The organism is Curtobacterium sp. VKM Ac-2884 (genome assembly GCF_015350945.1).
Taxonomy (GTDB): Bacteria; Actinomycetota; Actinomycetes; order Actinomycetales; family Microbacteriaceae; genus Curtobacterium.
Window position 1 is genome coordinate 503,314 of the sequence record NZ_JADKSA010000001.1, and the last position, 24,435, is coordinate 527,748.

Annotated in this window: 21 protein-coding genes; 13 read left to right on the forward strand and 8 right to left on the reverse strand. The window is 69.3% G+C overall.

Annotation, left to right across the window (positions count from 1 at the left end):
• Nucleotides 1-9: 9 nt before the first annotated feature.
• On the forward strand, nucleotides 10-1,110 hold the full coding sequence (locus ITJ60_RS02380; RefSeq protein ID WP_194646715.1) for an SDR family oxidoreductase: 1,101 nt from the start codon (nucleotides 10-12) through the stop codon (nucleotides 1,108-1,110).
• Nucleotides 1,111-1,132: 22 nt separating this feature from the next.
• On the opposite strand, the gene ITJ60_RS02385 is transcribed toward ITJ60_RS02380, so the two are convergent.
• Nucleotides 1,133-1,480 carry a DoxX family protein gene (locus ITJ60_RS02385; RefSeq protein WP_194646717.1) on the reverse strand — a complete coding sequence of 116 codons (348 nt, stop codon included), beginning with the start codon at nucleotides 1,478-1,480 and terminating at the stop codon, nucleotides 1,133-1,135.
• A gap of 92 nt (nucleotides 1,481-1,572) precedes the next feature.
• On the opposite strand from ITJ60_RS02385, the gene ITJ60_RS02390 reads away from it, so the two are divergent.
• Both ITJ60_RS02390 and ITJ60_RS02395 read left to right on the forward strand, forming a co-directional pair.
• Entirely contained in the window at nucleotides 1,573-2,211 is a 639-nt protein-coding gene (locus ITJ60_RS02390; protein WP_194646719.1) for a TetR/AcrR family transcriptional regulator, read from the forward strand.
• A 17-nt stretch (nucleotides 2,212-2,228) separates the two neighbouring features.
• Nucleotides 2,229-2,534 carry a biopolymer transporter Tol gene (locus ITJ60_RS02395; RefSeq protein ID WP_194646721.1) on the forward strand — a complete coding sequence of 102 codons (306 nt, stop codon included), beginning with the start codon at nucleotides 2,229-2,231 and terminating at the stop codon, nucleotides 2,532-2,534.
• Nucleotides 2,535-2,636: 102 nt separating this feature from the next.
• Here the strand turns inward: ITJ60_RS02395 and ITJ60_RS02400 are convergent, their stop codons facing one another.
• The 4 genes from ITJ60_RS02400 to ITJ60_RS02415 form a co-directional block, all read right to left on the reverse strand.
• Nucleotides 2,637-4,493, reverse strand: a complete 1,857-nt coding sequence (locus ITJ60_RS02400) for a glycoside hydrolase family 35 protein (protein WP_194646723.1) — start codon at nucleotides 4,491-4,493, stop codon at nucleotides 2,637-2,639.
• 70 nt (nucleotides 4,494-4,563) lie between these two features.
• Nucleotides 4,564-5,898 carry an ABC transporter substrate-binding protein gene (locus tag ITJ60_RS02405; protein WP_194646725.1) on the reverse strand — a complete coding sequence of 445 codons (1,335 nt, stop codon included), beginning with the start codon at nucleotides 5,896-5,898 and terminating at the stop codon, nucleotides 4,564-4,566.
• Nucleotides 5,899-5,996: 98 nt separating this feature from the next.
• Entirely contained in the window at nucleotides 5,997-6,986 is a 990-nt protein-coding gene (locus ITJ60_RS02410) for a carbohydrate ABC transporter permease (protein WP_228509687.1), read from the reverse strand.
• Entirely contained in the window at nucleotides 6,983-7,930 is a 948-nt protein-coding gene (locus ITJ60_RS02415; RefSeq protein WP_111086247.1) for a carbohydrate ABC transporter permease, read from the reverse strand. Before ITJ60_RS02415 ends, ITJ60_RS02410 begins: the two co-directional genes overlap by 4 nt.
• Before the next feature lie 192 nt (nucleotides 7,931-8,122).
• On the opposite strand from ITJ60_RS02415, the gene ITJ60_RS02420 reads away from it, so the two are divergent.
• Nucleotides 8,123-9,157, forward strand: a complete 1,035-nt coding sequence (locus tag ITJ60_RS02420) for a LacI family DNA-binding transcriptional regulator (protein WP_194646727.1) — start codon at nucleotides 8,123-8,125, stop codon at nucleotides 9,155-9,157.
• A gap of 380 nt (nucleotides 9,158-9,537) precedes the next feature.
• On the opposite strand, the gene ITJ60_RS02425 is transcribed toward ITJ60_RS02420, so the two are convergent.
• Nucleotides 9,538-11,043: an alpha-N-arabinofuranosidase gene (locus ITJ60_RS02425; RefSeq protein ID WP_194646728.1), complete on the reverse strand. Its 1,506-nt coding sequence runs from the start codon at nucleotides 11,041-11,043 to the stop codon at nucleotides 9,538-9,540.
• Nucleotides 11,044-11,306: 263 nt separating this feature from the next.
• Between ITJ60_RS02425 and ITJ60_RS02430 the strand changes: the two genes are divergently transcribed.
• Genes ITJ60_RS02430 through ITJ60_RS02440 form a run of 3 tightly spaced genes read left to right on the forward strand, consistent with a single transcriptional unit; the run spans nucleotide 11,307 to nucleotide 14,595 of the window.
• On the forward strand, nucleotides 11,307-12,659 hold the full coding sequence (locus tag ITJ60_RS02430) for an extracellular solute-binding protein (protein ID WP_194646730.1): 1,353 nt from the start codon (nucleotides 11,307-11,309) through the stop codon (nucleotides 12,657-12,659).
• Nucleotides 12,660-12,713: 54 nt separating this feature from the next.
• The gene (locus ITJ60_RS02435; RefSeq protein ID WP_194646732.1) at nucleotides 12,714-13,679 is read left to right on the forward strand and encodes a carbohydrate ABC transporter permease; all 966 of its coding nucleotides are present in this window, start codon (nucleotides 12,714-12,716) and stop codon (nucleotides 13,677-13,679) included.
• Between the two features lies 1 nt (nucleotide 13,680).
• Complete coding sequence (locus ITJ60_RS02440; protein ID WP_194646734.1) at nucleotides 13,681-14,595, forward strand: carbohydrate ABC transporter permease; 915 nt, start codon at nucleotides 13,681-13,683, stop codon at nucleotides 14,593-14,595.
• A 200-nt stretch (nucleotides 14,596-14,795) separates the two neighbouring features.
• Here ITJ60_RS02440 and ITJ60_RS02445 read toward each other — a convergent pair whose 3' ends face one another.
• Nucleotides 14,796-15,635 (reverse strand): siderophore-interacting protein, encoded by an 840-nt coding sequence (locus ITJ60_RS02445; protein WP_194646735.1) that lies wholly within the window; start codon nucleotides 15,633-15,635, stop codon nucleotides 14,796-14,798.
• 28 nt (nucleotides 15,636-15,663) lie between these two features.
• Between ITJ60_RS02445 and ITJ60_RS02450 the strand changes: the two genes are divergently transcribed.
• From ITJ60_RS02450 to ITJ60_RS02465, 4 genes are read left to right on the forward strand one after another with little or no spacing between them, the layout of a single operon-like run.
• Complete coding sequence (locus tag ITJ60_RS02450) at nucleotides 15,664-16,743, forward strand: iron ABC transporter permease (protein ID WP_323749081.1); 1,080 nt, start codon at nucleotides 15,664-15,666, stop codon at nucleotides 16,741-16,743.
• Nucleotides 16,740-17,816, forward strand: coding sequence for a FecCD family ABC transporter permease (locus tag ITJ60_RS02455; protein WP_307860929.1), 1,077 nt, complete (start codon nucleotides 16,740-16,742; stop codon nucleotides 17,814-17,816). Before ITJ60_RS02450 ends, ITJ60_RS02455 begins: the two co-directional genes overlap by 4 nt.
• On the forward strand, nucleotides 17,813-18,673 hold the full coding sequence (locus ITJ60_RS02460) for an ABC transporter ATP-binding protein (protein ID WP_194646740.1): 861 nt from the start codon (nucleotides 17,813-17,815) through the stop codon (nucleotides 18,671-18,673). The genes ITJ60_RS02455 and ITJ60_RS02460 overlap by 4 nt, the downstream gene beginning before the upstream one ends.
• Nucleotides 18,674-18,684: 11 nt before the next feature.
• A complete protein-coding gene (locus tag ITJ60_RS02465; RefSeq protein ID WP_194646742.1) occupies nucleotides 18,685-19,695 on the forward strand; it encodes an ABC transporter substrate-binding protein in 1,011 nt (336 codons plus the stop codon).
• 99 nt (nucleotides 19,696-19,794) lie between these two features.
• On the opposite strand, the gene ITJ60_RS02470 is transcribed toward ITJ60_RS02465, so the two are convergent.
• On the reverse strand, nucleotides 19,795-21,849 hold the full coding sequence (locus ITJ60_RS02470) for a transglycosylase domain-containing protein (protein ID WP_228509688.1): 2,055 nt from the start codon (nucleotides 21,847-21,849) through the stop codon (nucleotides 19,795-19,797).
• A 634-nt stretch (nucleotides 21,850-22,483) separates the two neighbouring features.
• On the opposite strand from ITJ60_RS02470, the gene ITJ60_RS19225 reads away from it, so the two are divergent.
• Both ITJ60_RS19225 and ITJ60_RS02480 read left to right on the forward strand, forming a co-directional pair.
• A complete protein-coding gene (locus ITJ60_RS19225; RefSeq protein WP_194646743.1) occupies nucleotides 22,484-23,713 on the forward strand; it encodes a Shedu immune nuclease family protein in 1,230 nt (409 codons plus the stop codon).
• Nucleotides 23,714-23,783: 70 nt separating this feature from the next.
• Nucleotides 23,784-24,350, forward strand: a complete 567-nt coding sequence (locus ITJ60_RS02480) for a DNA cytosine methyltransferase (RefSeq protein ID WP_323749082.1) — start codon at nucleotides 23,784-23,786, stop codon at nucleotides 24,348-24,350.
• The last annotated feature ends 85 nt before the right edge of the window (nucleotides 24,351-24,435 follow it).

Sequence of the window (24,435 nt, forward strand, 5' to 3'; positions counted from 1 at the left end):
GGGACGGAGATGACTGCAACCGGATCGACCGAACCGACCCCCGTCCAGCCCCGAGCCCTCGTCGTGGGCGCGAGCGGCATCACCGGCTCCGCCCTGGTGAGCCACCTGCTCGGCCTCGGCTGGAACGTGACCGCGCTGTCGCGCCGACCGCTCCCCCAGCAGGACGTCCGGACCGTCGCCGCGGACCTCCGCGACCCCGACAGCCTCGGCGCCGCCCTGGCCGACGAACGTCCCACGCACGTGTTCTTCACCGCGTGGCAGCGCCAGGAGACCGAAGCCGAGAACATCCGCGTGAACGGCGGCATGGTCCGCGACCTGCTCGCCGCACTCGCGCACGCTCCACTGGCGCACGTCGCGCTGGTGACCGGGCTCAAGCACTACCTCGGCCCCTTCGAGGCCTACGCCGCGGGCGAGATGCCGGACACGCCCTTCCACGAGGAAGAGCCCCGCCTGGACACCCCGAACTTCTACTACGCGCAGGAGGACGAACTCTTCGCCGCCGCTGAGCGCCAGGGCTTCACGTGGTCGGTGCACCGCTCGCACACCGTGATCGGGCACGCCGTCGGCAACGCGATGAACATGGGCCTGACGATCGCGGTGCAGGCCACCCTGGCGAAGGAGCTCGACCTGGACTTCGTGTTCCCGGGCAGCGAGGCGCAGTGGAACGGCCTGACCGACATGACCGAGGCGGGGATCCTCGCTGAGCAGATGGTCTGGGCGGCGACCGCACCCGAGGGTGCCGACGAGGCCTTCAACATCGTGAACGGCGACGTCTTCCGGTGGCGCTGGATGTGGCCGCGCCTGGCTGCACACCTCGGCGTCGACCCGGCGCGCGTGGTCGGGTACCAAGACGAGCCGCGTCCGCTCGAGCAGCAGATGGCGCCGTACGAGTCGGAGTGGGCCGGCATCGCCGAGCGACACGGTCTGGCCGAGGCGGACATCACACGGCTCGCCTCGTGGTGGCACACCGACGCCGACCTCGGTCGCGCGATGGAGGTCGTCACCGACATGGGGAAGAGCCGCGAGGCCGGGTTCACGGCCTTCCGCCGGACCGAACGCGCGTTCGCCGACCTCTTCGCGCGCTACCGGGCCGACCGACTCATCCCCTGAGCCGTCGGCCCGGAACAGCGGGCTACAGCGCGAGCAGGAGCACCACGAGCGTCGCGACCGAGAGCACCAGCAGGACGACGGCGCCCTGCAGGTCCCGGTCGTGCGCTCGGAGGTGCGCCACCACGGCGCCGACGAAGTAGACCACCGCGCCGATGGCCGCGGCGATGGCGAGCGGCACCCACCAGATGCCGATGACGAGCCCGGCCGCAGCGGCGACCTCGAGCACCCCGAGGACCGTCATCTGCGAGGCGGTGACGTGGACGGCCTGCATCGAGGCGACGATCTTCGGGTTGCGGACGAGTTTCATGACGCCCGAGCCGAGCAGGGCCACGGCGAGGACGAGGGACAGGACGACGGCAGCGATGTGCACGGGGAACTCCAGGGAGTGAAACGGATGGTTGTCCCCGTTTCAAACCGGGCACTGCTCCCCGTATTCCCGGCCACGCGATCTAGGCTCGGTGCATGACCCGCCGAGACGTCGCCCGGAACCGTCAGGCGCTCGTCGACGCGGCCCGGTCCGCGTTCACCGCCCACGGCCTCCAGGCTGCACTGGAGCCGATCGCGGTCGCAGCGGGACTCGGCAACGCGACCCTGTACCGGCACTTCCCGACCCGCGCGGCGCTGTGGGAAGCCGTCCTGGTCGATCCGATGCACGAGGTGCTCGACCTCGTCGAGCACTGCCGCGAGTTGTCCGCCTCGGACCCATGGGAGGGCTTCGCGACCTTCGTCCGCGAGACGGCGGCCATCGAGGCGCGCCGCACCGGGTTCAGCGAGCTCATGACCACCGACTACCGCGACGCTCCGGAACTCCTCCGGCTCCGCATCGCCGTGCAGGACGGGATCGACGCCCTCTTCACAGCCGGGCAGGCGGCCGCGGTCATCCGCGCCGACGCCACCCTGGCCGACGTCGCACTCCTGCAGCTGTCGATCGCGGAGACGATCCGCACCTTCGGCCGTGTCGCACCCGAGGCGTACCGACGCTGGGTGGACCTGGTGCTCGACGGGTTCCGGGCGGCGGGGGTCCCGCGCGGCACGCTGGCCGGACGCCCCGTGCGCGGTGACCAGGTCCGACGAGCCCTGGCGGAGCGCCACCAGGCGTGACCTGGCACGCTCGGACCATGACCGCCGAAGCCGACGACCACTTCTTCGTCGTCAACGGGCGACGATGGCGCCGCACCGACCCCGCGCTGCCCGAAGACGTCGCGGCGGCGCTCCGGAGCCACCTCGGCCGCGGTCGCAATGCCGTCAAGCAGGCCAAGCACTCGGGCGACGACGACGCCCTGGCCGCGGCCCGGCACCGGAACGGACTCGCGAAGCACGGGCTCGGCGAACGGGGTCCGGAGTGGTGGACGCGCCCCGAGGCCGATCGGATCGCCGACGCCGAGCAGGCCCTCGCCGATCTGGACGCCCTCGACGCCGACTGATCCTTCCCAGAGCGCCCGTGGTGGAAAGCGGAATCGGGCGTACCTGGTCGGAAGTTCCGACTAGGTACGCCCGATTCGACCAGGCGCGCGCGGCGAGCCTCGTCAGCCCTCGGTGTGACCCAAGGACGGCTCGAGGAGCAGGTGGGCCGTGCGGGACGCGGACGCGTGCAACTCGAGGACGACGAGCTCGTTCCGGCCCTGGCGCAGGACCGGGCCGGGGATCGCCAGGGTCTGCTGCGGGCCGCGCGACCAGTACCGACCGAGGCAGAACCCGTTCACCCAGGCGACACCCTTGCGGAAGCCGTCGAGCGCCAGGTAGCGGTCGTCCACCACGTCGAGGTCGAACGACCCCGCGGCGAACGTCGGCCCCGCGAGCACCTCGCTGTCCGTCGGTTCCACGGCGGACAGCGCATCGAGGGCGGACGGTGCGATCGGGTCGAGCGCCAACGGTGCCGCAGTCCAGCGCGAGAGCGGGACACCGTCGACCGCGACCCCGCCGATCAGGCCCTTCGGTTCGCCGATCCGCACGCCGTAGTCGACCCGGCCCTGGTCCTCGACGAGCAGTTCGAGCGTGCCGGTGACCGGCGGCAGGACGACGGCGCGGTCGTGGTGCTCGCGCTCCAGGACGCCGACGACGGTGCCGTTGACACTGACGATCGCACGGTCGCGGACCTCTTCCCCGATGGTGAGCACACCGCCGGCGGGCAGGTCGACCTCGGCCCGGTACAGGACGAAGCCGCTGGCCGCACCGAGGGCGTCGAACGTCGGCGGCTCGTCGTGCGCCGACCAGGTCGTGAGCGTGGGCAGCAGGGAGCGCAGCGACGCGACGCGGTCGAGGCGGACGGCGAGGTCCGTGGCGGGGGCGACCCGGGCCTCCAGGTCGCCCGCGTCCGAGCGGTCGGAACGGGGGGAACGGTCGGAGCCTGCGGACTCGAGTCGACCCGATCCACCCGGCTCCATCGACGCCGGCAACGGCGGCACGGGCGCGTAACGCTCGATGACCGCGCGGAAGGCGTGGAACTTCGGCGTCGGTCGGCCCGCCTCGTCGAGCGGGGCGTCGTAGTCGTACGACGTCGCGATCGGCCGGTACACACCCTTGTCGTTCGCGCCGTTCGTGAAGCCGAAGTTCGTGCCGCCGTGGAACATGTAGATGTTGACCGAGCCACCGGCGGCGAGCAGGACGTCGAGGTCCGCAGCGCTGTCCGCGGCCGAGGTGGTGTGGTGGTGCTCGCCCCAGCTGTCGAACCAGCCGTCCCAGAACTCCGAACACATCAGGGGGCCGGTGGGCTGGGCCTGGCGGAGCCGCTCGAGGCGCGCGGCGGACCGCGAGCCGAACGAGCCGGTCTTGTGCAGCGACGGCAGCGAACCGTCCTCGAGCATCGTGCCCATCGGCTGGTCGACGCTCGTGAACGGGACGGTCAGCCCGATGTCGCGGTGTATCTGCTCGAGTGCACGCAGGTACTCGGGGTCGGAGCCGTACGCGCCGTACTCGTTCTCGACCTGCACCAGGACGATGGGCCCGCCCTGGTCGATCTGCCGCGGGACCAGCACGGGGGCCAGCTGCTGCAGGTACGTCTGGACCGCCGCGAGGAACCCGGGCTCGTTGCGCCGGACGCCCACGGAGCCGTCCGCGAACAACCAGTACGGCAGGCCGCCGTTGGTCCACTCCGCGCAGATGTAGGGGCCGGGGCGGACGATGGCGTGCATGCCCTCGGCGGCGACGAGGTCGAGGAACCGGCCGAGGTCGAGCCCGCCGGTCAGGTCGAAGACGTCGGGCGACGGCGCGTGCGCGTTCCAGGCGACGTAGGTCTCGATGGTGTTGAGGCCCATCAGCTTCGCCTTGCGGATCCGGTCGGCCCACAGGTCGGGGTGCACGCGGAAGTAGTGGATCGCACCGGACAGCACGCGGTGCGGCTCGCCGTCGAGCAGGAAGTCGGTGTCGCCGATGGCGAATCGCATGAGATGACTCTTTCAGACAGCGGGGTCGTGCGGACGATGTCCGCACGACCCCGGGGAGTTGGTGCCGGTGCTACTTGGTCGAGACCGTGAAGCCCTGGTCCTTGCCGTACTTGGCGAGGGCCTTCTGCCAGGCCTCGAGGCCGGCGTCGAGCGAGGTGCCGTTCTCGTACGCCTGACCGACGGTGTCGGCGTAGACGCTGTTCGCGTACACCTGGTACGGCAGGTAGGTGAAGTCGTTGTCCGAGGACTTCGACGCGTCGACGAGCACCTTGTTGATCTGCTGCCCACCGAAGTAGGACGGCTTCTCGTCGAGGAAGGCGGACGAGTCGAGGTCAGCGGTCGTCGAGGGGAACCCACCGGACTTCATGAAGACGTCGGTCGACTCCTTGGACGAGTTCAGCCACTTCAGGAAGCCCGCGGCCAGGGCCGGGTTCTTCGACTGCTTCATGACGACCTCGGCGCTGCCGCCGTTGTTCGCGGTCTGGGCGGTGCCACCGTCGTAGGTCGGCATCGGGGCGACGCGCCAGTCACCCGAGGCCTGGGCGACGCCGGACTCCAGGTTGCCGGGCATCCAGGCACCGGTGATCATCGTGGCGATCTCACCGTTGCCGAGCTGCTTGTACCAGTCGTCGGTCCAGCCGACGGTCTTCGACAGCAGGCCCTGCTCGACGAGCTCGTTCCAGGTGCTCGTCCACTTCTTCGAGCCCTCGTCCTGCAGGTTGATGGTCACCTTGTCACCGTCGGTGGTGAACGGGGTGCCGCCGGCCTGGGCGATCATGCTCGTGGTGAAGCCGGCGTCCCCGGAGTCGGCCGCGATGTAGGCGTTCGGGTCGGCCTCGTGCAGCTTCTTCGCAGCGGCGACGTACTCGTCCCACGTCTTCGGCACGGCGATGTCGTGCTTGTCGAAGACCGTCTTGTTGTAGAACAGCGCCATGGGGCCGGAGTCCTGCGGCAGGCCGTAGACCTTGTCGTCGATCGAGACCGAGCTCCAGGTGCTCTTCGCGAACTTGTCCTCGAGCGAGTCGAAGCCGTAGCCGGACAGGTCGAGCAGCGAGTCGGACAGGGCGAACTGCGGCAGCGCGAAGTACTCGACCTGGGCGACGTCGGGGGCGCCCGAGCCGGCCTTCACGGTGTTCTGCAGCTTGGTGTACTGGTCGGCGCCGGTGCCGGCGTTGACGAGCTTGACCTTCACCTTGGGGTACTGCTTCTCGAACGCGGCGACCTGGGCCTTGGCGGAGGGGGTCCACGACCAGTAGGTCAGGGTGCCACCGTCCTTCAGCGCCTTGGTGATGTCGTCGGACGAGCCACCCGACGACGAGCCGCCGGACGCGCAGGCGGCGAGGGCGATCGTGGCGGTGACGCCGATGGCGAGGGCGCTGAGCCCGCGCCGGAGACGCTTGTTCATGGGGGTGCCTTTCACTTCTTCGTGGAGAGGGGGTAGTGCTGCTGTGTTCCGGACCGGAGGCGCGGGGCGGGGTCGCCACGGGCCTCCCGTCCGACGGATCAGGCCTTGACGGACCCGGCCGCGAGGCCGGACTGCCAGAAGCGCTGGAGGAAGAGGAACGCGACCACGATCGGGATGATCGTGAGGAGCGATCCCGTGACGACGAGGTTGTAGATCGGCTGCGCGCCGGACCCGGTGGCCTGGGCGTTCCACTGGTTCAGGCCGACCGTCAGGGGGTACCACTTCGGGTCGCTCAGCATGATGAGCGGCAGGAAGTAGTTGTTCCAGGTCGCGACGACCGCGAAGAGCAGGACGGTGACGACACCGGGAGCGAGGAGGCGGAGCGCGATGGTGAAGAAGATCCGGAACTCGCCGGCGCCGTCCATGCGGGCGGCCTCGAGGAGCTCGGCGGGGATCGCGTCGACTGCGTAGGTCCAGATCAGGTACATGCCGAACGGGCTGATGAGCGACGGCAGGATGATCGACCACGGGGTGTTGGTCAGGCCGACCTGCGAGAAGAGCAGGAAGGTCGGGACCGCCAGGGCCGTGCCGGGGACCGCGATGGCACCGAGCACGATGGCGAACACCGCGCGGCGTCCGGGGAACTGGAACTTCGCCATGCCGTAGCCCGCGACGGTCGCGAGCAGGGTGGCGCCACCGGCACCGACGACCACGTAGAGCAGCGTGTTGCCGAACCACTGCAGGAAGATGCCGTCGTTGTACGTGACGGTGTCGACGATGTTCTGCCAGAGGTTGAAGTCCCCGCCGAACCAGAGCCCGAACGTGGAGAGCAGCGACGCCTGCGTCTTCGTGCTGTTCACGAGCAGGTAGAACAGCGGCGCGAACGAGTAGACGACGAAGACGACCATGACCGCGGTCAGCAGGCCGGAACGCTTCGGCTTGCGTCCGTCGACGTGCTGCTCGGCCTTCCGCTCGGCCTTCCGGGAGGCCCGGGTCGAGCGGATGCGCGGGTCGCGCTGCGTCGTGGTCGCCTCGGTGACCGTGGCCGGCCCGGCGGCGCCGGTCGCGGGGTGCTGGATGGTGCTCATCGGTTCTCCTGGCGGGTTCCGCGGACCTGGACGACGTAGGCGATCACCGCGGTGATCACGCCCATCACGATCGCGACGGTGGCGGAGTAGTTGAACTGCTGGCCGCTGAAGGACAGCGAGTAGGCGTACATGTTCGGGGTGAAGGCGCTGCCGATGACGTTCGGGGCCAGGGTCTTCAGCAGGTTCGGCTCGTTGAAGAGCTGGAAGCTGCCGATGATCGAGAAGATCGTGGCGATGACCATCGGGCCGCGCAGGGCCGGGAGCTTGATCGAGAAGACCGTGCGCAGGGGGCCGGCGCCGTCGAGCTCGGCGGCCTCGTACAGCTCACCGGGCACCGTGCGGAGTGCGGCGTAGAAGATCAGCATGTTGTAGCCGAGGAACTCCCACGTGACCACGTTGCCGATGGAGGTCAGCACCCAGCTGGGGCTGAACGGCTGCAGCAGGTCGATGCCGAGCGCGTCGTTCGCCGCACCGGTCAGGCCGAACTGGTTGCCGTAGATGAAGCCCCAGATCAGGGCCGCGACGACACCGGGGACGGCGTAGGGCAGGAACACCGCGATGCGGAAGAAGCTCGTGCCCCAGAGCCGTGCGCTGTCGAGCGCGAGGGCGGCCACGAGTGCGAGCCCGAGCATGATCGGCACCTGGACGACCAGGAAGATCGCGACCCGACCGAAGCCGGACCAGAACTTGGCGTCCTGGAAGAGCTGGACGTAGTTGGCGAACCAGACGAACTGGTTGCCGCCGATGAGCTGGTCGCGGAACAGGCTGAGCCAGAGGGCGTAGCCGATCGGGACGATGAGCATGGCGATCAGGACGACCACGAAGGGTCCGACGAACAGCCAGCCGGTGTAGCGCCCCCGCGCCTTGGTCCGGCGACCTGCCGGGCGGGGGGCTGCCGGCTGCGCTGCGGCTGCCTCGCCGGGCCGCGCTGCGAGCGTGCTCATGTGACTCCTTCGTCTGCTGCGTTCGGGTGTCCGGTGTCGTCTGCCGCGACCCGGGCCCGGTGACGGGCGCTCTGGCGGTCGCAGATGTTGACGTCAACATCGAACGTCAGGACGATAGCATGGCAACGTCAACATGCGCTAGCGTCCGGGAACGCAGACTGCGTGATCCCGCAACGGAAGGAGCTCGAGCCGATGACGACCGAGTCCCCCGCCGGCACCCGCCGCTCCCCCTCGATGGCCGCCGTCGCCGACGCCGCCGGGGTCTCGATGCAGACCGTCTCGCGCGTCGCCCGCGGGTTCGACAACGTCAGCCCGGACACCCGCGACCGCGTGCAGCGCGCGATGGACACCCTGGGCTACCGGCCGAACCGTGCCGCACGGGCCCTGCGATCGGGGCGCTTCCGCACCATCGGCGTGATCATGTTCACGCTCGCGTCCTTCGGCAACATGCGCACGCTCGAGGCGATCGCCGACGCCGCCGGTGCCGCCGACTTCACGATCACGCTGCTGCCGATGGCCTCGCGCACCGAAGAGGGCGTGCGCTCCGCGTTCTCCCGCCTGCACGAACAGGCCGTCGACGGCGTCGTGATCATCATCGAGTCGCACATCATCGACACGGCCGAGGTCGTGCTGCCCGACGGCGTGCCCATGGTCATCATCGACTCCACCGGCAGCACCGACCACCCGGCGATCGACACCGACCAGACCGACGGCGCCCGCCAGGCCACCCAGCACCTGCTCGACCTCGGCCACGAGACCGTCTGGCACGTCGCCGGACCGACCTCGTCGTACTCCGCCGCACGCCGGTTGGCCGCGTGGCAGGACACCCTCGAGCGCGCCGGGCGGCTCGTCCCGCCGGTGTTCCACGGCGGGTGGAGCACCGACTCCGGCTACCGCGCCGGCCTCACCATCGCCACACGCCCGGACATCACCGCCGTGTTCGCCGCCAACGACCAGACCGCGCTCGGGGTGCTCCGCGCCGCGCACGAGTTCGGGCGGTCCGTGCCGTCGTCGCTCAGCGTGGTGGGGTTCGACGACTCCCCCGAGTCCGACTCCTTCTGGCCGCCGCTCACCACCGTGCACCAGTCCTTCGACGAGGTCGGGCGCCGAGCTGTCGCGAACCTGCTCGCCCAGATCGACGGCGAGAGCGTGTCCGCTGCCCCCGACCTGGTGCCCGTGCGCCTGGTGGAGCGGGCGAGCACGGCGCCGCCGCCTGCCGCGCGCTGACGCGCCGCGGGCCGCGGGCCGCGGGCCGCGGGCCGCCGGCCGCGCGCCGAGACTCGCAGTGAGCGACCGATCTCGCGACCGCGGGCGCGAGAAGTGTCGCCCAGGCCGAGACTCGGCCCGCAATCCCTGGACCCACCGGACGGGAGGCACGGTGCCAGCCCGCCACGGGCCTCCCGTCCGCCGCCCGGCCGAGCCTCGGGCACACTGCCCCGAGACTCGCGGTGAGCGACCGATCTCGCGACCGCGGGCGCGAGAAGTGTCGCCCAGGCCGAGACTCGGCCCCCGCGCGCCCGCGCGGGAACGAGCAGAGGACGTCGGGCGCGAGTGCCCGACGTCCTCTGTGCTCACTCGACGCCCGCCGCAGCGCACGCCGAGGCGTCTCAGCCGATCGACACGGCGGTCCAGGACACGGGCGGCAGCTCGATCGTGATGGTGTCGCCGTCGCGGCTCACCGTCTCGTTCGTACGGAGCCCGACGCGCTCGGTGGACGAAAGGTCGTTCACGGCGTGGATGTCGTCGTCCCAGACGCCCTCGGCACGGACGTCGCCCGAGGCTGCCAGGCCCGCGAGGTCGATCGTGACGGTGGTCGACTCGGACGGGTGGCGGTTGATCAGGAAGACCGCTGCCTTGCCGTCCTCGGTCACGGTGGCGGCCGAGTCCACGACCGGCACCTCGCCGTACTTGCCGCCGTCGACGGTGTCACCCGAGGCCTTGACCTGCAGCGACGTGCCGTTCGCCAGGCGCGACGTCACCGAGAACGGGAAGAAGGTCGTCTGGCGCCAGGCCGGGCCGCCGGGCTCGGTCATGATCGGGCCGATGACGTTGACGAGCTGCGCGAGCGAGGCCGAGGCGACGCGGTCCGCGTGGCGGAGCAGCGAGATGAGCAGTCCACCCACGACGACGGCGTCGGCGACGGTGTAGACGTCCTCGAGCAGGCGCGGGGCGACCGGCCAGTCCTGCGGTCCGAAGGTCTTCTGCTGCTCGTTCCACTTCGAGATCGACCACACGTTCCACTCGTCGAACGAGATGTCGATGCGCTTGTCGGACTTCTTCTGCGCCTGCACGTGGTCGGCAGCGGTGGTGACCGTCTTGATGAAGTGGTCCATGTTGACGCCGGCGGCGAGGAACGACGGCAGGTCGTCGCCCTCTTCGTAGTAGGCGTGCGCCGAGATGTAGTCCACGTCGTCGTAGGTGTGCTCGAGGACGGTGCGCTCCCACTCGCCGAACGTCGGCATCGACGCTCCGGAGGAACCGCAGGCGACCAGCTCGAGGTCGGGCTGGATCTGGCGCATGGCCTTCGCGGTCATGGCGGCGAGCTTGCCGTAGTCGTCGGCGTTCTTGTGGCCGAGCTGCCACGGGCCGTCCATCTCGTTGCCGAGGCACCACATCTTGATGGCGAAGGGCTCCTGGCGGCCGTTGGACTTGCGGTACTCGGACAGTGCGGTGCCGGCGTCGATGTTCGCGTACTCGAGCAGCTCGATCGCTTCGGCGGTGCCACGTGTGCCGAGGTTCACGGCGAGCATGAGCTCCGAACCGACCTGGTCGAGCCAGTGCTGGAACTCGTGCAGGCCGACCTCGTTGGTCTCGGTCGAGTGCCAGGCCAGGTCGAGGCGCTTCGGGCGCTGCTCGACGGGGCCGACGCCGTCCTCCCACTTGTAGCCGGAGACGAAGTTGCCGCCGGGGTAGCGGATGGCGGAGACGCCGAGTTCCTTGACGAGCTCGACGACGTCCTTCCGGAAGCCGTGCTCGTCGGCGGTCTCGTGCGCGGGCTCGTGGATGCCGTCGTAGACGTGGCGGCCGAGGTGCTCGACGAACCCGCCGAACAGGCGACGTCGCACCGGCCCCACGGTGAACGCGGCGTCGAGGACGAGGTGTGTGCGGGGCATGGATCTCCTTCGATCGTGCGAGAGCGGGTACTGCGGGTCGTGCGGTGCGCGTGCTCGGTCCGGCGCCAGGGGTAGCGAAGCGGACCGTCACGAAAGTGAGCGCTCACCTGACAGAAACGCTACCGGGTTCCACGGCGACGCGAAAGGGGTGGCGGATGATCTGCGCGAGCGCTAATGTGAGCGCTCACGGAGCACCGACCCACCGCTCCGACGGAAGCACCGACCCTGCTCCCGAGCCCGGCCCATCCCGATGGAGTGATGCCATGCCGAACCGCCCAGCAACACCCGCGTCGCGCGTCTCGCGCCGCGGCTTCCTCGCCGCCGGAGCGGCCGCCGCGACGGTCCTGCCGCTCGCCGCGTGCTCCAGCCCCATCGCCGCCGGTCTGGCCGGCAGTGCCCTCAACCCCGAGACGCTCGTCTTCTGGAACCTCTTCGGCGGCGGCGACGGCGTCCGGATGCAGGACATGGAAGCCGGGTACGCCAAGCAGCACGGCGGTTCGAGCTCACTGCAGGCGACGACGTTCGCGTGGGGCAACCCGTACTACTCGAAGGTCACACTCGCCACCGTCGGGAACAAGCCGCCGGACGTCGCGATCTCCCACCTCACCCGGGCGAAGCCGCTCTGGGACGGTGACCTGCTCGACCCCATCACGTCCGAGGACCTGGCGGGCGTCGGCCTCAGCGCCGCCGACTTCAACCAGAAGGCCTGGGCTGCGCAGAAGACCGACGGCAAGAACATCTGTGTGCCGCTCGACACCCACCCCTTCGTGCTCTTCTACAACGTTGACGTGTGCCAGAAGGCCGGGCTGCTCGACGCTGACGGCAACCTCAAGGACCTGACCGGCATCGACGCGTTCGAGAGTGCCCTCGCGGCCGTCTCGAAGGTCACCGGCGGCACGGCCCTCAACGTCGCCAACGTCAGTGAGGTCGCGACCCCGTGGCGCTTCTTCTGGACGATGTACAACCAGGTCGAGGGCGCAACGCCGTTCATCAGCGACGGCGGCGCGAAGCTCACCGTCAACGAGGACGCCTACGCGAAGGTCACCGACATGACCCAGAAGTGGGTCAAGAACGGCTGGCTCAACAAGGGCCTCGACTACGCCACCGCGCAGACGCTCATGTTCACGGGCAAGGCGGGCTTCTTCATGCAGGGCGAGTGGGAGATCAGCACCGCACAGTCGATCAAGGGGCTGAAGTTCGGGATGGCCCCGATCCCGCAGCTCTTCGACAAGCCGGCGACCCAGGCCGACTCGCACACGTTCATCCTGCCGCGCAAGGACCGCACGCCGGAACAGAAGCAGGCGGCGATGCTCTTCATCAAGCAGATGCTCGAGCAGAGCCTGACCTGGGCACAGGGTGGCCACGTCCCCGCGTACCTGCCGACGTACGACAGCTCCGCGTACAAGAAGCTGACGCCGCAGTCGAACTACGCGTCGGCCGCCGAGACCGCAGTGTTCGACGACGCCGCCTGGTACGGCGGGTCCGGATCCACGTTCGAGAACACCGTGGGTGCCCAGCTGGCGCTCGTGCAGCAGGGCAGCAGCTCCCCCGCCGCCGCCCTGAGCGCGATCAAGTCCCAGCTGTCGACCTACCTGAACACGCCGAGTCCGCTGTGATCGGGCCGGCGACCACCACGAACGACGTGAACACCCTGCGAAAGGCACGATGACGTGACCACAGCACCTGTCCTCGACCGCCCGACGGACGCGGCGAGCGCGCCTCGCCGACTCCGCCCGTACCGCAGCAGCCTGACCCGTGGCCAGGGCCGCAGCGGCTGGCTCTTCCTCGCCCCGTTCGGGTTGTTCTACATCGCGTTCCTGCTCGGCCCGACGGTCTGGATGATCGTCACGAGCTTCTTCAACACCTCGACGGTCCGCACGGGTCTCGGCAGCTTCGCCGGGTTCGCGAACTACGCGGAGATGCTCGGACGCGACGACTTCTGGTCCTCGCTCTGGCACACGCTGCAGTTCACGCTGTACACGACCCCGCCGCTGGTCATCCTGGCGTTCGTGTTCGCCGTGCTGACGAACCGGATGAACAAGGGCCAGTGGTTCTTCCGCCTGGCGTTCTTCCTGCCGTTCATCCTGCCGTCGGCGACGATCTCGCTGATCTGGGTGTTCATCTTCACGCCGAGCACCGGCCTGTTCGCGAGCATCCAGTCGGTGCTCGGGATGACCCCGGGGGCCGGCGTGCTGGCCAGCCCGAACACCGCGATGATCGGTGTCGCCCTCGCCACCGTGTGGTGGACCCTCGGCTTCAACTTCGTGCTCTACCTGGCCGGCCTGCAGGAGATCCCGCGTGAGCTGTACGAGGCCGCTGCGGTCGACGGCGCGTCGAACTGGCAGCAGATCAAGTCGATCACGCTGCCGCTGCTCGGTCGCACCACGACGCTGGTCATCCTGTTGCAGATCATCGCGAGCCTGAAGATCTTCGACCAGGTGTACCTGATGACGAACGGCGGGCCGGGCATCTCCACCCAGGTCTCGCTGCAGCTCATCACCGGCGTCGGGTTCACCGACAACCGGCTCGGCGCCGCCTCGGCAGCGTCGGTCCTCCTGTTCATCGTGATCGTCGCGATCGCGGTCGTCCGGCAGCTCGTCGAGCGCGCTGCCGCCAAGCGTGAGATCGGTGCCTGAGATGACCACCACGGAGAGCATCACCACCGGCCGCACCAAGCTGCGGACCGGCGTCTCGTCGGCGGCCCCCACGAGCGCCGCCAAGATCGGCGTCAGCGGTCGCGGGTTCACGATCGCGTCGGGCATCATCCTGACGGTCTTCGCGATCATCTGGCTCATCCCGAGCGTGTTCGCGCTGAAGACGTCGCTGTCCGACAACGGCGTCGCGGCCCTCGGTGCGAACTCGATCCTGTCGAACTGGAACCCGACGCTGCACTCGTACGCGGCGCTGTTCCAGGCCGGCGACATCTGGAACTGGTACCTCGCCAGCGCGATCACGAGCATCGTCACCGCGGTCCTCACGGTGCTGTTCGCGTCGATGGCGGCGTTCGCGCTGTCCCGACTCGTGTTCCGCGGTCGGAACGTCGCGTTCCTGCTCATCATCCTCGGGATCATGATCCCGACGCAGGTGCTGATCATCCCGATCTTCCAGGAGCTCAACGCCGTCGGCCTGCTGAACACGTACTGGTCGGTCATCTTCCCGCAGGTGCCCGCCGTGATCGCGGTGTTCATCTTCAAGCAGTTCTTCGACGGGATCCCCCGCGAACTCGAGGAAGCAGCACGCATCGACGGTGCCGGCATCTGGAAGGTCTACTGGTCGGTCATCCTGCCGCTGTCGCGTCCGGTGATCGCCGCGGTGACGATCCTGACCTTCGTCGGGGTCTGGAACAACCTGCTGCTGCCACTGTTCGTGCTGTCGAACCCGGACCTCATGACGATCCCGGTCGGGCTCGCCACGGTCCAGGGCAGCTTCGGCCAGCGGTACGCGGACATCCAGGCGGGTGCGCTCCTGGCAGCGCTGCCGCTGATCATCCTCTACCTGATCTTCCAGCGGCAGATCGTGGAGGGCGTGACGGGTTCCGGCCTCAAGGGCTGACGCCACCCCACGACTGACGGGAGGCCCGGTGCCAGCTGGCACCGGGCCTCCCGTCCGTCGGTCGGTCGTGTCTCGGGCGTGGGTCGCCTGCCGAAATCAGGCGTACCTGGCGGAAACGGGCGTACCTGCCGAGAAGTTCCGTGTCGGTACGCCCGAAAGCACCAGGCATCGCACACGCCATGGGAAGGAACGGGCACCGCTCAGGCGGAGACGGACTCCTTGGCCTCGTGCTTCCAGAAGCCGGAGAACGTGATGCGCGCCTTCGGCAGACCCGCACGGTGCAGGTGCCGGCGGCCCTCGGTGGCGAGGGTCGACTCGCCGACCACGAAGGCGTACCCGCGGTCGTCGACGGGCACGTGCCGCTGCAGTTCGGCGAGGGCGGCGCGGCCCGGGACGGCGTGGTGGTCGACCTCGTCGCGGATGATCCACGTGACCGCGACCCCGGCCGGTGCGTCGATCTCGCGGACGTCGCCGGCGGTGGGGACCTCTTGGATGATGCGGCCGACGGTGTTCCGGGGCAGCGACGCGGCGATGCCGAGCACGCCGGGCAGCCCGGTCTCCTCCGCCGCGATCACGATCTCGCTGGTGTCGTCCGGGCAGTCGAAGATGCAGCCCTGGTCGAGCATCGCCAGCTGGTCGCCGGGGCGGGCGCCGCAGGCCCAGATCGCGGCACGACCCTCGGGCTCGCCGTCGGCGTCGGTGTGCACGACGAAGTCGATGTCCATCTCGGCGGTGCCGTCGGGCATCGGGCGGAACGCGGCGACGGTGTAGTTCGCGCAGTGCGGCCGGACCTCCTCGGGGATGGCCAAGAACGTCGGCCACCACTTCTTGCCGTCGAGGTCCGGCATCCGGAACGCGTCCTGGTCCGGGCGCCCGGTGAACAGGCGGAACCAGTGGTCGAAGCCGAGGAACGGGAACTCGTGCAGGTCGTCGCCGGTGACGGTGACGCGCTGCATCGACGGCGTCGTGCGCTCGGTCCGCAGGACTCGGGCACGGAAGAGCCGGGGATTCTCGGGCAGGAGCCGCGGAGTCTTCGCCATGAGGCAAGGCTAACCTAAGATGTTCTCCGTGCCAGCCCCCTCCCCTGCCCTGGCTTCCGTCTCGGAGGCCCGCACCGCCGATGCGTCAGCAGCCCTCGGTGTCCACCGCACCGCCGTCCGTCGCCGCGTCCTGGTGATCGCCGGATTGGTCGTCGTACTGGTCCTGGTAGCGGTCGCGAGCATGCTCCTCGGCAGCAACCGGATCGGCGTCGACCGGGTGCTCGACGGCCTGTTCCGGACCGGGTCGACCACCGACGAGGCGATCGTCTGGGGCTCCCGGATCCCGCGCACGCTCATCGGTGCGGCGGTCGGAGCCGCTCTGGGGATCGCGGGGCTCCTGATGCAGGGGCACACCCGCAACCCGCTCGCCGACCCCGGACTGTTCGGGGTCTCGTCGGGCGCCGGGCTCGCTGTCGTCCTCGGCGTCTACGTGTTCGGGGTCACGAGCACCGGCGCGACGGTGTGGTTCGCCCTCGGCGGCGCGCTGGTCGCGAGCGTCGTGGTGTTCTCGGTGACCATCGCGGGCAGCGGGACGGCCAGCCCGGTCCCCCTCGCACTCGCGGGCGCCGCCGTCTCGGCCCTGTTGGGCGCGCTGACCTCGTTCGTCGTCCTGACCGACCAGGACTCGCTCGACGCGTACCGGCTGTGGGTCGTCGGTTCCCTCGCTGCACGGCAGCTCGACATCCTCGGCGCGGTGTGGCCGTTCCTCGTCGCCGGGCTGGTGCTCGCGGTCCTGAACGTCCGGGCACTCGATGCACTCGGGCTCGGCTCGGACCTGGCCAAGGGCCTGGGCGAGAACGTGCTCGTCGCGCGGCTCGTCGGGCTCGGGGCCATCACGTTGCTCGCAGCCGGTGCGACCGCCGCCGCCGGGCCGATCGGGTTCGTCGGCCTGACCGTGCCGCACGTCGCCCGAGCCCTCGTCGGCACCGGGCACCGGTGGACCCTGCCGGTCTCCGGGCTCGTCGGAGCGGCGCTCGTGCTGCTCGCCGACGTCGTCGGACGCCTGATCGGCGGGTTCTCGGAGGTCGAGGTCGGTATCGTCCTGGCCGTCATCGGCGGCCCCGTCTTCGTCGCCGTCGCCCGTCGCCGATCGCTGGTGTCCCTGTGACGGGCGCAGCGGTCCGTGCGCCCGGCCGGACCGGGGTCCGCATCGGTCCGATCGGCCTCGCCTGGCGCCCGCGGGTGTTCTGGTACACGGCCGCCTCGCTCGGTCTCGTCCTGGTGCTCGTCGTCCTCGGTGTCGCGATCGGCTCGACCTGGATCGCCCCGGGCATCGTGCTCCGCTCCCTCGTCGGGCTCGAGACCGGCCCGGACGGCTTCATCATCACCACGCTCCGGCTGCCCCGTGTCCTCACCGGTGCGCTCGTCGGGCTGACCCTCGGCATCGCCGGCGCACTGACCCAGACCTTCACGCGGAACCCCCTGGGCACCCCGGACATCATCGGCGTGACGTCGGGCGCGAGCGTCGGCGCCGTGGCGGCCATCGTGCTCGGTGGGGGCACGTACTCGGTGTCCTCGATCGTGCTCGGCGGCGGGATCCCGGTGGCCGCGACGATCGGCGCGCTCGTCGCCGCCGCCGTCGTGTACGGGCTCGGCTGGCGCGGCGGGGTGCAGAGCTACCGGCTCATCCTGGTCGGCATCGGCGTGAGCGCGACCCTCGACGCCGTGACGAGCTACCTGCTCGTCCGCGCCAAGATCACCATCGCCACCGCCGCATCGCAGTGGCTCGTCGGCAGCCTGTCGAGCACCTCGTGGTCGAGCGTCTGGCCGCTCCTCATCGTCGCCGCGGTCGCGGTGCCGATCGCCCTGGCGACGAGTGCGGCGCTCGGCATCGGACAGCTCGGTGACGAGGTCGCGACCGGGGTGGGGCTCGCGGTCCAGCGGCACCGCCTGCTCGTGATCGCCCTGGCCGTCGTGCTCACCGCCGCCGCCGTCGCCGCTGCGGGACCGGTCGGCTTCGTCGCGTTCGTGGTGCCGCAGGTCGGACTCCGGCTGGCCGGGACGAACCGGCCGCCACTGCTGCTCGCCGGTCTGCTCGGCGCCGCGCTGGTCCTCGCGGCGGACCTGCTGTCCCGATCGGCGTTCCCGTGGCAGGTGCCCGTCGGCATCATCACGACCGTGATCGGCGCCCCGTACCTGATCTGGCTCCTCATCCGTCACCGCAAGGAGATGTCCCGATGACGACACCCCCGTCCACCCCGGTCCTCGAAGCCCGCGGCCTGTCCGTCGGCTACGACCGGCACCCCGTGCTGACCGACCTCGACCTGCGCATCGAGCGCGGGACAGTGACGACGTTCCTCGGCGCGAACGGCTGCGGCAAGTCGACCCTGCTCAAGGCCTTCGGGCGCGTGCTGAAGCCGCAGTCCGGCGAGGTCCTGCTCGACGGCGCCCCGATCCGCAAGGAACCGAACCGCCAGGTCGCGCGGAAGCTCGCGATCCTGCCGCAGTCCCCCGTCGCTCCTGCGGGCACGAGCGTGCTCGACCTGGTGATGCGCGGCCGCAACCCGCACCAGTCGTGGGCGAAACCCTGGACCGCGGACGACGCCGACGTGGCGGAGCAGGCCATCGCGGCGACCGGGCTGACCGACGTCGCCCACCGCGACGTCGCGAGCCTGTCGGGTGGCCAGCGACAGCGTGCGTGGATCGCCCTGGTGGTGGCGCAGCAGGCCGACACGTTGCTGCTCGACGAACCGACGACCTACCTGGACCTCGCACACCAGCTCGAGGTCCTGCGCCTGGTGCGCCGACTCAACCGCGAGCAGGGTTCCACCATCGTGATGGTCCTGCACGACCTGTCGCTCGCGGCCCGGTTCTCCGACCGGCTCGTCGTGCTGCACGACGGCGGGGTCGCTGCCGACGGCGCACCGCACGAGGTACTGACCCCCGCGTTGCTCGAGCACGCCTTCGGGCTGCACGCGCGCGTGTTCCCGGACCCCGTGACCGGCGCCCCGATGATCGTGCCCGAGGCCGACGAGCACGACACGTCGCTGCACCGCGAACGCGACACCGCGCTGGCGACGGCGGCAGACTTAGGTTAGCCTCTCCTAACGTGAAGCTCTCCCGACGCGGCTCCCTCCGAGCCACCCTCCTGACCTCCGTGGCCGTCTCGGCCCTCCTCCTCGCCGGCTGCTCGAGCACCGACTCGAACGACTCCGACGGTGACACCGCGGCGTCGAAGGCCTGGTCCTACGAGGACGCCACCGGCACGACCGTCAAGGTCGACCACACGCCGAAGCGCATCGTCGTGCTGAACGACATCGCGATCTCGTTCATCGAGTACGGCCTGAAGCCGGTCGGCACCTTCGGCCAGCTGACCATGGCGAAGGACGCCCGTTTCGACGACCTGGACACCGACGGCATCACGCAGCTCGGCACCGGGTACGGCGACATCGACCTCGAGAAGCTCGCCGCGCTGAAGCCCGACCTGGTCGTGACCTCGGTCTACCCGACCGACGCCAAGGGCACGCTCGACGACACGCAGCCCGGCTACGGCTTCAAGGACAACGAGCAGGAGAAGCAGATCGAGGCCATCGCGCCCGTCGTCCAGGTCAAGTGGGGCGGCAAGGGCGAGGACGTCATCGAGAAGATCGCCGACCTGAGCGAGTCCCTCGGCGCGAAGGAGTCGACGATCGAGGCCGCCGAGAAGCGCTTCGACACCGCCGGCGACGAGCTCGAGAAGGTCGCGAAGGAGAAGGACCTGTCGGTCGTCTCCATGTACGCCGACGGCGACGGCGCCTACGTCACCCGTCCGACCGACGAGCCGCTGCTGCAGATGTACTCGTCCTTCGGGGTCGACTTCGTGACCCCGAAGCCGAAGGGCTTCTACTGGGGCATCTACTCGTGGGAGAACGCGGGCCAGATCACCGGTGACGTGCTGCTGCTGTCGCAGCAGGGCTACCAGGTCGCGGACCTCGAGAAGCAGCCGACCTTCGCCGACAACGCAGCGCTCGAGGCCGGCCAGGTCCACAGCTGGACCTTCCCGGCGCTCGACTACGCCTCGCAGGCCGACTACATGAAGCAGCTCGCGGGCTGGCTCGAGGACAGCAAGAAGCTGTCCTAGAACGCAACCGACGAACAGACGGGAGGCCCGTTGCCAGCTGGCAACGGGCCTCCCGTCCATCAGTGGTGCGTTCTCGTGCACGCGCCCCGTCTGGTGTCGTCAGCCCACTGGCAAGGCGGCGTTCACCGCGGTCTGCGCATCGCGCCAGACCGCTGCGCGGGACCCCGCGTAGGTGCCGCCCTGACCGTTCGAGTAGTACCGCAGGTTGTGCTTCCCGCCGTCGGTGTTGCCCTGCCAGTACGCGGTCACCGCGCGCGAGCTCCCGCCGACCAACCACACCTGGTCGGCGGCGTCGGCCGTCCCGGTCTTGCCGAACAGCGTGGTGCCGTCCGGGGTCTGGCCGCCGCTCGCCGTGCCGCCCCGGAACGCGCCCTGCATGACCTCGAAGGCCGTCGCCGCGGTCTGCGGCGAGACGGCCTGCGAGCAGGTGCGCGGCTGCCCGCCGAGCTCCGTGCCGTCCGGTGCGGTGACCTGGTCGATGACGACCGGCGCGCAGTACCGACCGCCGTTCGCGACGCCCGCGTACGCCGCCGCCATCGTCAGCGGCGCGATGCTCTCGGTACCGAGCAGCGACGCTGGGTTCCACGGCAGCTCGCCGCCGGCGGCCAGGTGCACACCGAGGCGCTTCGCGACGTCGCGGATGTCGCACAGGTCGAGCTGCGCGGCCATCGACTGGTACGCGGCGTTCACGGACTGGGCCGTGGCCGAGCGGACCGAGTACGGCCCCTTCTGGCCCGGCGAGTCGTTCTTCGGCTGCCAGAAGGCCGTCGTCTGCTCGCCGCACGCCGTCCACGTGCTCTGCGGGTGCGGGGTGCCGTTCACGACCGTGTCCGGGCTGCGGCCGGCCTCGAGCCACGCCAGCAGCGTGAACATCTTGTAGGTCGAGCCGGTCTGGAAGCCCGTCGAATCTCCGTCGGCCTGGTCGACGGCGTAGTTCAGGGACGTCGCGGTCGGTGGGGCCTGCTCCGACCGGTCGTAGTCGGTGTTCTGCGCCATCGTGAGCACCCGGCCGGTGCCCGCCTCGACGGTGTTCAGCGTCGCGCCCAGCGCGAGACGAGTCTCGGTCTTCGGGTCGTACCGGTCGAGCAGTTCCTTCTGCTTCGCGTTCAGGTCGAGGTCGAGCGTCGTCTGGATGCGGTACCCACCCGTCCGCCAGGCATCGGCGCGCTGCTGCTTCGTCGCGCCGAGCTGCGGCAGCCGTGCGGCGACTCGCTCGGCGTAGTCGCAGAAGAACTCCGCCCCGGTCTCGACGGCCTCGCACCTCTGCTGCGGCGCGGTGATCCGGACGGAGTCGGCCAGCCGCGACAACCGTGCCGTGCGGTACTCGTCGGTCGTCAGGTGCCCCTGCTCGTGCATCGAGCGGAGGATCACGTTTCGCCGCGCAGCGTTGTCACGGTAATGGTCCGGCGTGGACAGGTCGCGGCGCTCCGGCCACTGCACGATCGCGATGAGCGATGCCGCCTCGGCCGGGGTCAGGTCGGTGGCGGACTTGCCGTAGTAGTGCTGCGCGGCCGACTGCACGCCGTAGGTCTGGTCGCCGAAGTAGGCGATGTTCAGGTACGCCGTCAGGATCTGCTCCTTGGTGTACTTCTTCGCAAGGCCGATCGCGAGCTTCATCTCGGCGAGCTTCCGCTGGGGCGACCGCTTCGTCGCCTCCTTGTAGCCGGCCTTCTGCTCCGCGAGCGTCGGCAGCTCGCTCGCCCGCTGGATCTTGATGTTGCGCACGAGCTGCATCGTGAGCGTCGAGCCACCCGATCCTCCCTCGCCCTGCGACGCGGCGACGCTCACCAGGGAGCGGACCATCGACGTCGCGTCCACACCACCGGTCTCGTAGAACCGCTTGTCCTCACCGTCGACCGCAGCGTGCTTGAGCTGGTCGCTGATCTGGTCGAAGGACAGCTCCTGCCGGTCCTGCGCCCACACGTTCGCCAGGTGCACCGGTTCGCCGCCACGGTAGGCCCAGACCTGGTTGCGCTGCGGCAGGTCCCCGATCTCGATGTGCTCCGGCAGCGACTCGAACACCCCGATCGCCGACGTCGTGCTCATTCCGGCGACCGCGATCATCGGCGTCACGCCGACCCCGACCATCAACCCGGCGAGCACACTGCCGCCCACGAAGCCGAGCGCGGCTCCCCCTGCACGTCTCATCGTCATCGCTCTGGATCCCCCGTGGTGCATCACCGCAACGATCTGGTGCGGTAGTTCGGGAGCGTCCCAGCCGATCTCGGGCGGTCGCCGGGACTTCGCCGCGGAACACCGCCGTGTCCGCTGGGAAAGCGCCCGTCGTGACGGGATCGTGACGTCCGCGGGGGCGATCTCGGCCTGCCGGACGATGACGGGCGGCTCCGAGAGTGCCCGCCTCTGCCCGTTTCGTCGCCGGCGGTCATCTCAGTACGAGCGTGCAGCACGTGAGACACGAGCTCCCAATGCACCTCCATCGACAACACGTCGGTCGTCGCGGCGCACGCCCGCGGCAACGAGGGGTCCTCGCGCCGAGCCGTGTCCCCCTGCCGGACGCACAGGCGAGCCGGATCCGATCTGCGTCGCCACCCTTGTCTCGCAAGCCACTGTCAATGACACCTTCACCGAAGACGCTTGCGAGACATGGTTGTGAGAACCGCCGCACCCCGGATCCCGCGGGACGGAACGCCTCGGCGGTGCTACGGACGAGACGTTTCGCAACCGTAGAGTTGCGCGATCCGCTGGAGCCGCCCCAGGAAGACGCCCGCAGCATGATTGCAGGTCATCAATACGTCACAAGTTGAGAGAGTGGCGTGAGAATGATTCAGTGACGTCGAATCCAAGTTGGGCAGACGAGCTCGAGCCGCAGGGCGACGCAGACTATGCGACCCTCCGGGTCCTCGGCAGGACCACGATCGGGCGGTCGTTCTCACTAGGGTTCGGACACCCCGATGATGTTGGCAGCCCGGCGAGGACGGTATGGCAAGTCATCGCGGAAGACGCCTCGTGGAGAGGTGATCTGGACGGAAAGGTCGAGGACGTGATGCTTCACGAAAGCCCGCGAGGAAGAGTGCAGGTGAAGGCGCGCGTGGTGCGCGACGCTGGGCGGGTCGTCGAGATCCGGTTTGAGAAAGTCACTGGACGAGCAAACAACGATGCTCAGATCTCGTCCCTCCTGAACCTCGACGAGGCTGCAGCCCGCCGGCTGATGGCTTTGTGCTCAACCCTGCAGACAACCGATCCGAGTGGCGTCGCGACTGTCAAGTTTGACGAAGGGCAACTCGCCGCGGCGCTTGAGCAGCCGGAGGCTGTAGCGACGGCCTATGCCGCGCAGCCAGAGCGGTTCAAAGCGATGATCGAGAACGACGTGACGGCGGAGGATGTGATCGCCGTCGCGGCACGTCGGCGAACTGTGGAGCGGTTCGAAGAGCTCTTGGACTCAGCCGAAGCATTTGAAGATGCTCGAGCTGGCGGTTCATCAGAAGCTGTCTGGCAGAGGTTCTTCGAAGAGAACCCGTGGCTGCTCGGAGTGGGGCTCGGAGGGCATCTGTTCACGGCTTGGGACCCAGATCGGCTGGAGCGCGCTGTGGCCGGGAACAGCGTCGGGGACGTGGGAAAGCGTGTGGACGCCCTCATGACCACTAACGGCTTGATCCGCTCGCTCGTGTTCGCGGAACTCAAAGTGCATGATGATGACCTGGTTGAAGGAAGCGATTATCGTCCCGGAACGTGGAGCGCCTCGCGCGCCGTCGTAGGCGGTGTCACTCAATCGCTCGTGACAGTACAGCGAGCGCGCGACGCGCTGGGCGAGTGGCTGGCATTGAAGGACCCGGACGGCTACCGAACCGGCGAGGAAGTGTTTTCCGGCGCACCTCGATCGTTCCTTGTCGTTGGGCGCCTGGACAGCCTCACACGAGGTGGTGAGCTTCACCCGGACAAGGTCCGATCTTTCGAGCTTTTTCGTCGCAACCTTGCGACTCCTGAAGTGGTCACTTACGACGAGGTTCTCGCGAGAGCGAAGTGGGTGCTGGATCTGAACCAGAACCTCACCAACTGACGGCTGAGCCATGGGCACCGACACACCCGCCGCTGGCGTGAAGGACGGTGCTCCCGGTTAGGGTTTCAGTGTGCCTACCGTCGTTGACATCGCCTCCGCTCGCCCGAAGGTTCTCGAGTTCTTCGCGGGGATCGGATTGGCTCCGATGGGGTTGGAGAGCGCCGGCTTCCGTGTCGCGTGGGCGAACGACTACGAGCCGGACAAGTGGGATCTGTACCGCGGCCACTTCAACGACCCCGAGGGTGGCGGACACAGCTTCGCCCTCGGTGACGTCGGTGCCGTCGGTGCGGATCAGCTGCCGAGAGACGCGAAGCTCGCCTGGGGCTCATCGCCATGCACAGATCTGTCACTCGCCGGCTCCCGAGGTGGCCTTCGTGCGGGGGAGTCGAACGCGTTCTGGCAGTACATCCGTCTCCTGGACGAGCTCGGCGACGACCGCCCCGAGGTTGCCGTGCTGGAAAATGTGGTCGGGCTGGCGACCTCGCACGGTGGCGACGACCTCGCCGCAGCCATCCGCGCGTTCGCGGAAGGCCGTTCCCGTCCGTCCGCTAGGGCGATCGACGTACAAGGCCTCGTCGGCAGCGTCATGGCTGAGTTTGGCGACGACGATCCTCAGGACGACAGCGGCGACGCATAGCGAGCTACACGCACAACGACTGGCAGCCGAGTTTCGACGCAACACGAAGTGCCACTTGTCGGCTACACGCAGCTGAGGAAACTGA

Coding starts and splice junctions, on each gene's coding strand:
- ITJ60_RS02440 (WP_194646734.1), top strand. CDS start 13,681: ATGACCACCACGGAGAGCATCACCACCGGCCGCACCAAGCTGCGGACC.
- ITJ60_RS02405 (WP_194646725.1), bottom strand. CDS start 5,898: ATGAACAAGCGTCTCCGGCGCGGGCTCAGCGCCCTCGCCATCGGCGTC.
- ITJ60_RS02425 (WP_194646728.1), bottom strand. CDS start 11,043: ATGCCCCGCACACACCTCGTCCTCGACGCCGCGTTCACCGTGGGGCCG.
- ITJ60_RS02430 (WP_194646730.1), top strand. CDS start 11,307: ATGCCGAACCGCCCAGCAACACCCGCGTCGCGCGTCTCGCGCCGCGGC.
- ITJ60_RS02390 (WP_194646719.1), top strand. CDS start 1,573: ATGACCCGCCGAGACGTCGCCCGGAACCGTCAGGCGCTCGTCGACGCG.
- ITJ60_RS02410 (WP_228509687.1), bottom strand. CDS start 6,986: ATGAGCACCATCCAGCACCCCGCGACCGGCGCCGCCGGGCCGGCCACG.
- ITJ60_RS02470 (WP_228509688.1), bottom strand. CDS start 21,849: ATGACGATGAGACGTGCAGGGGGAGCCGCGCTCGGCTTCGTGGGCGGC.
- ITJ60_RS02400 (WP_194646723.1), bottom strand. CDS start 4,493: ATGCGATTCGCCATCGGCGACACCGACTTCCTGCTCGACGGCGAGCCG.
- ITJ60_RS02380 (WP_194646715.1), top strand. CDS start 10: ATGACTGCAACCGGATCGACCGAACCGACCCCCGTCCAGCCCCGAGCC.
- ITJ60_RS02445 (WP_194646735.1), bottom strand. CDS start 15,635: ATGGCGAAGACTCCGCGGCTCCTGCCCGAGAATCCCCGGCTCTTCCGT.
- ITJ60_RS02420 (WP_194646727.1), top strand. CDS start 8,123: ATGACGACCGAGTCCCCCGCCGGCACCCGCCGCTCCCCCTCGATGGCC.
- ITJ60_RS02460 (WP_194646740.1), top strand. CDS start 17,813: ATGACGACACCCCCGTCCACCCCGGTCCTCGAAGCCCGCGGCCTGTCC.
- ITJ60_RS02395 (WP_194646721.1), top strand. CDS start 2,229: ATGACCGCCGAAGCCGACGACCACTTCTTCGTCGTCAACGGGCGACGA.
- ITJ60_RS02415 (WP_111086247.1), bottom strand. CDS start 7,930: ATGAGCACGCTCGCAGCGCGGCCCGGCGAGGCAGCCGCAGCGCAGCCG.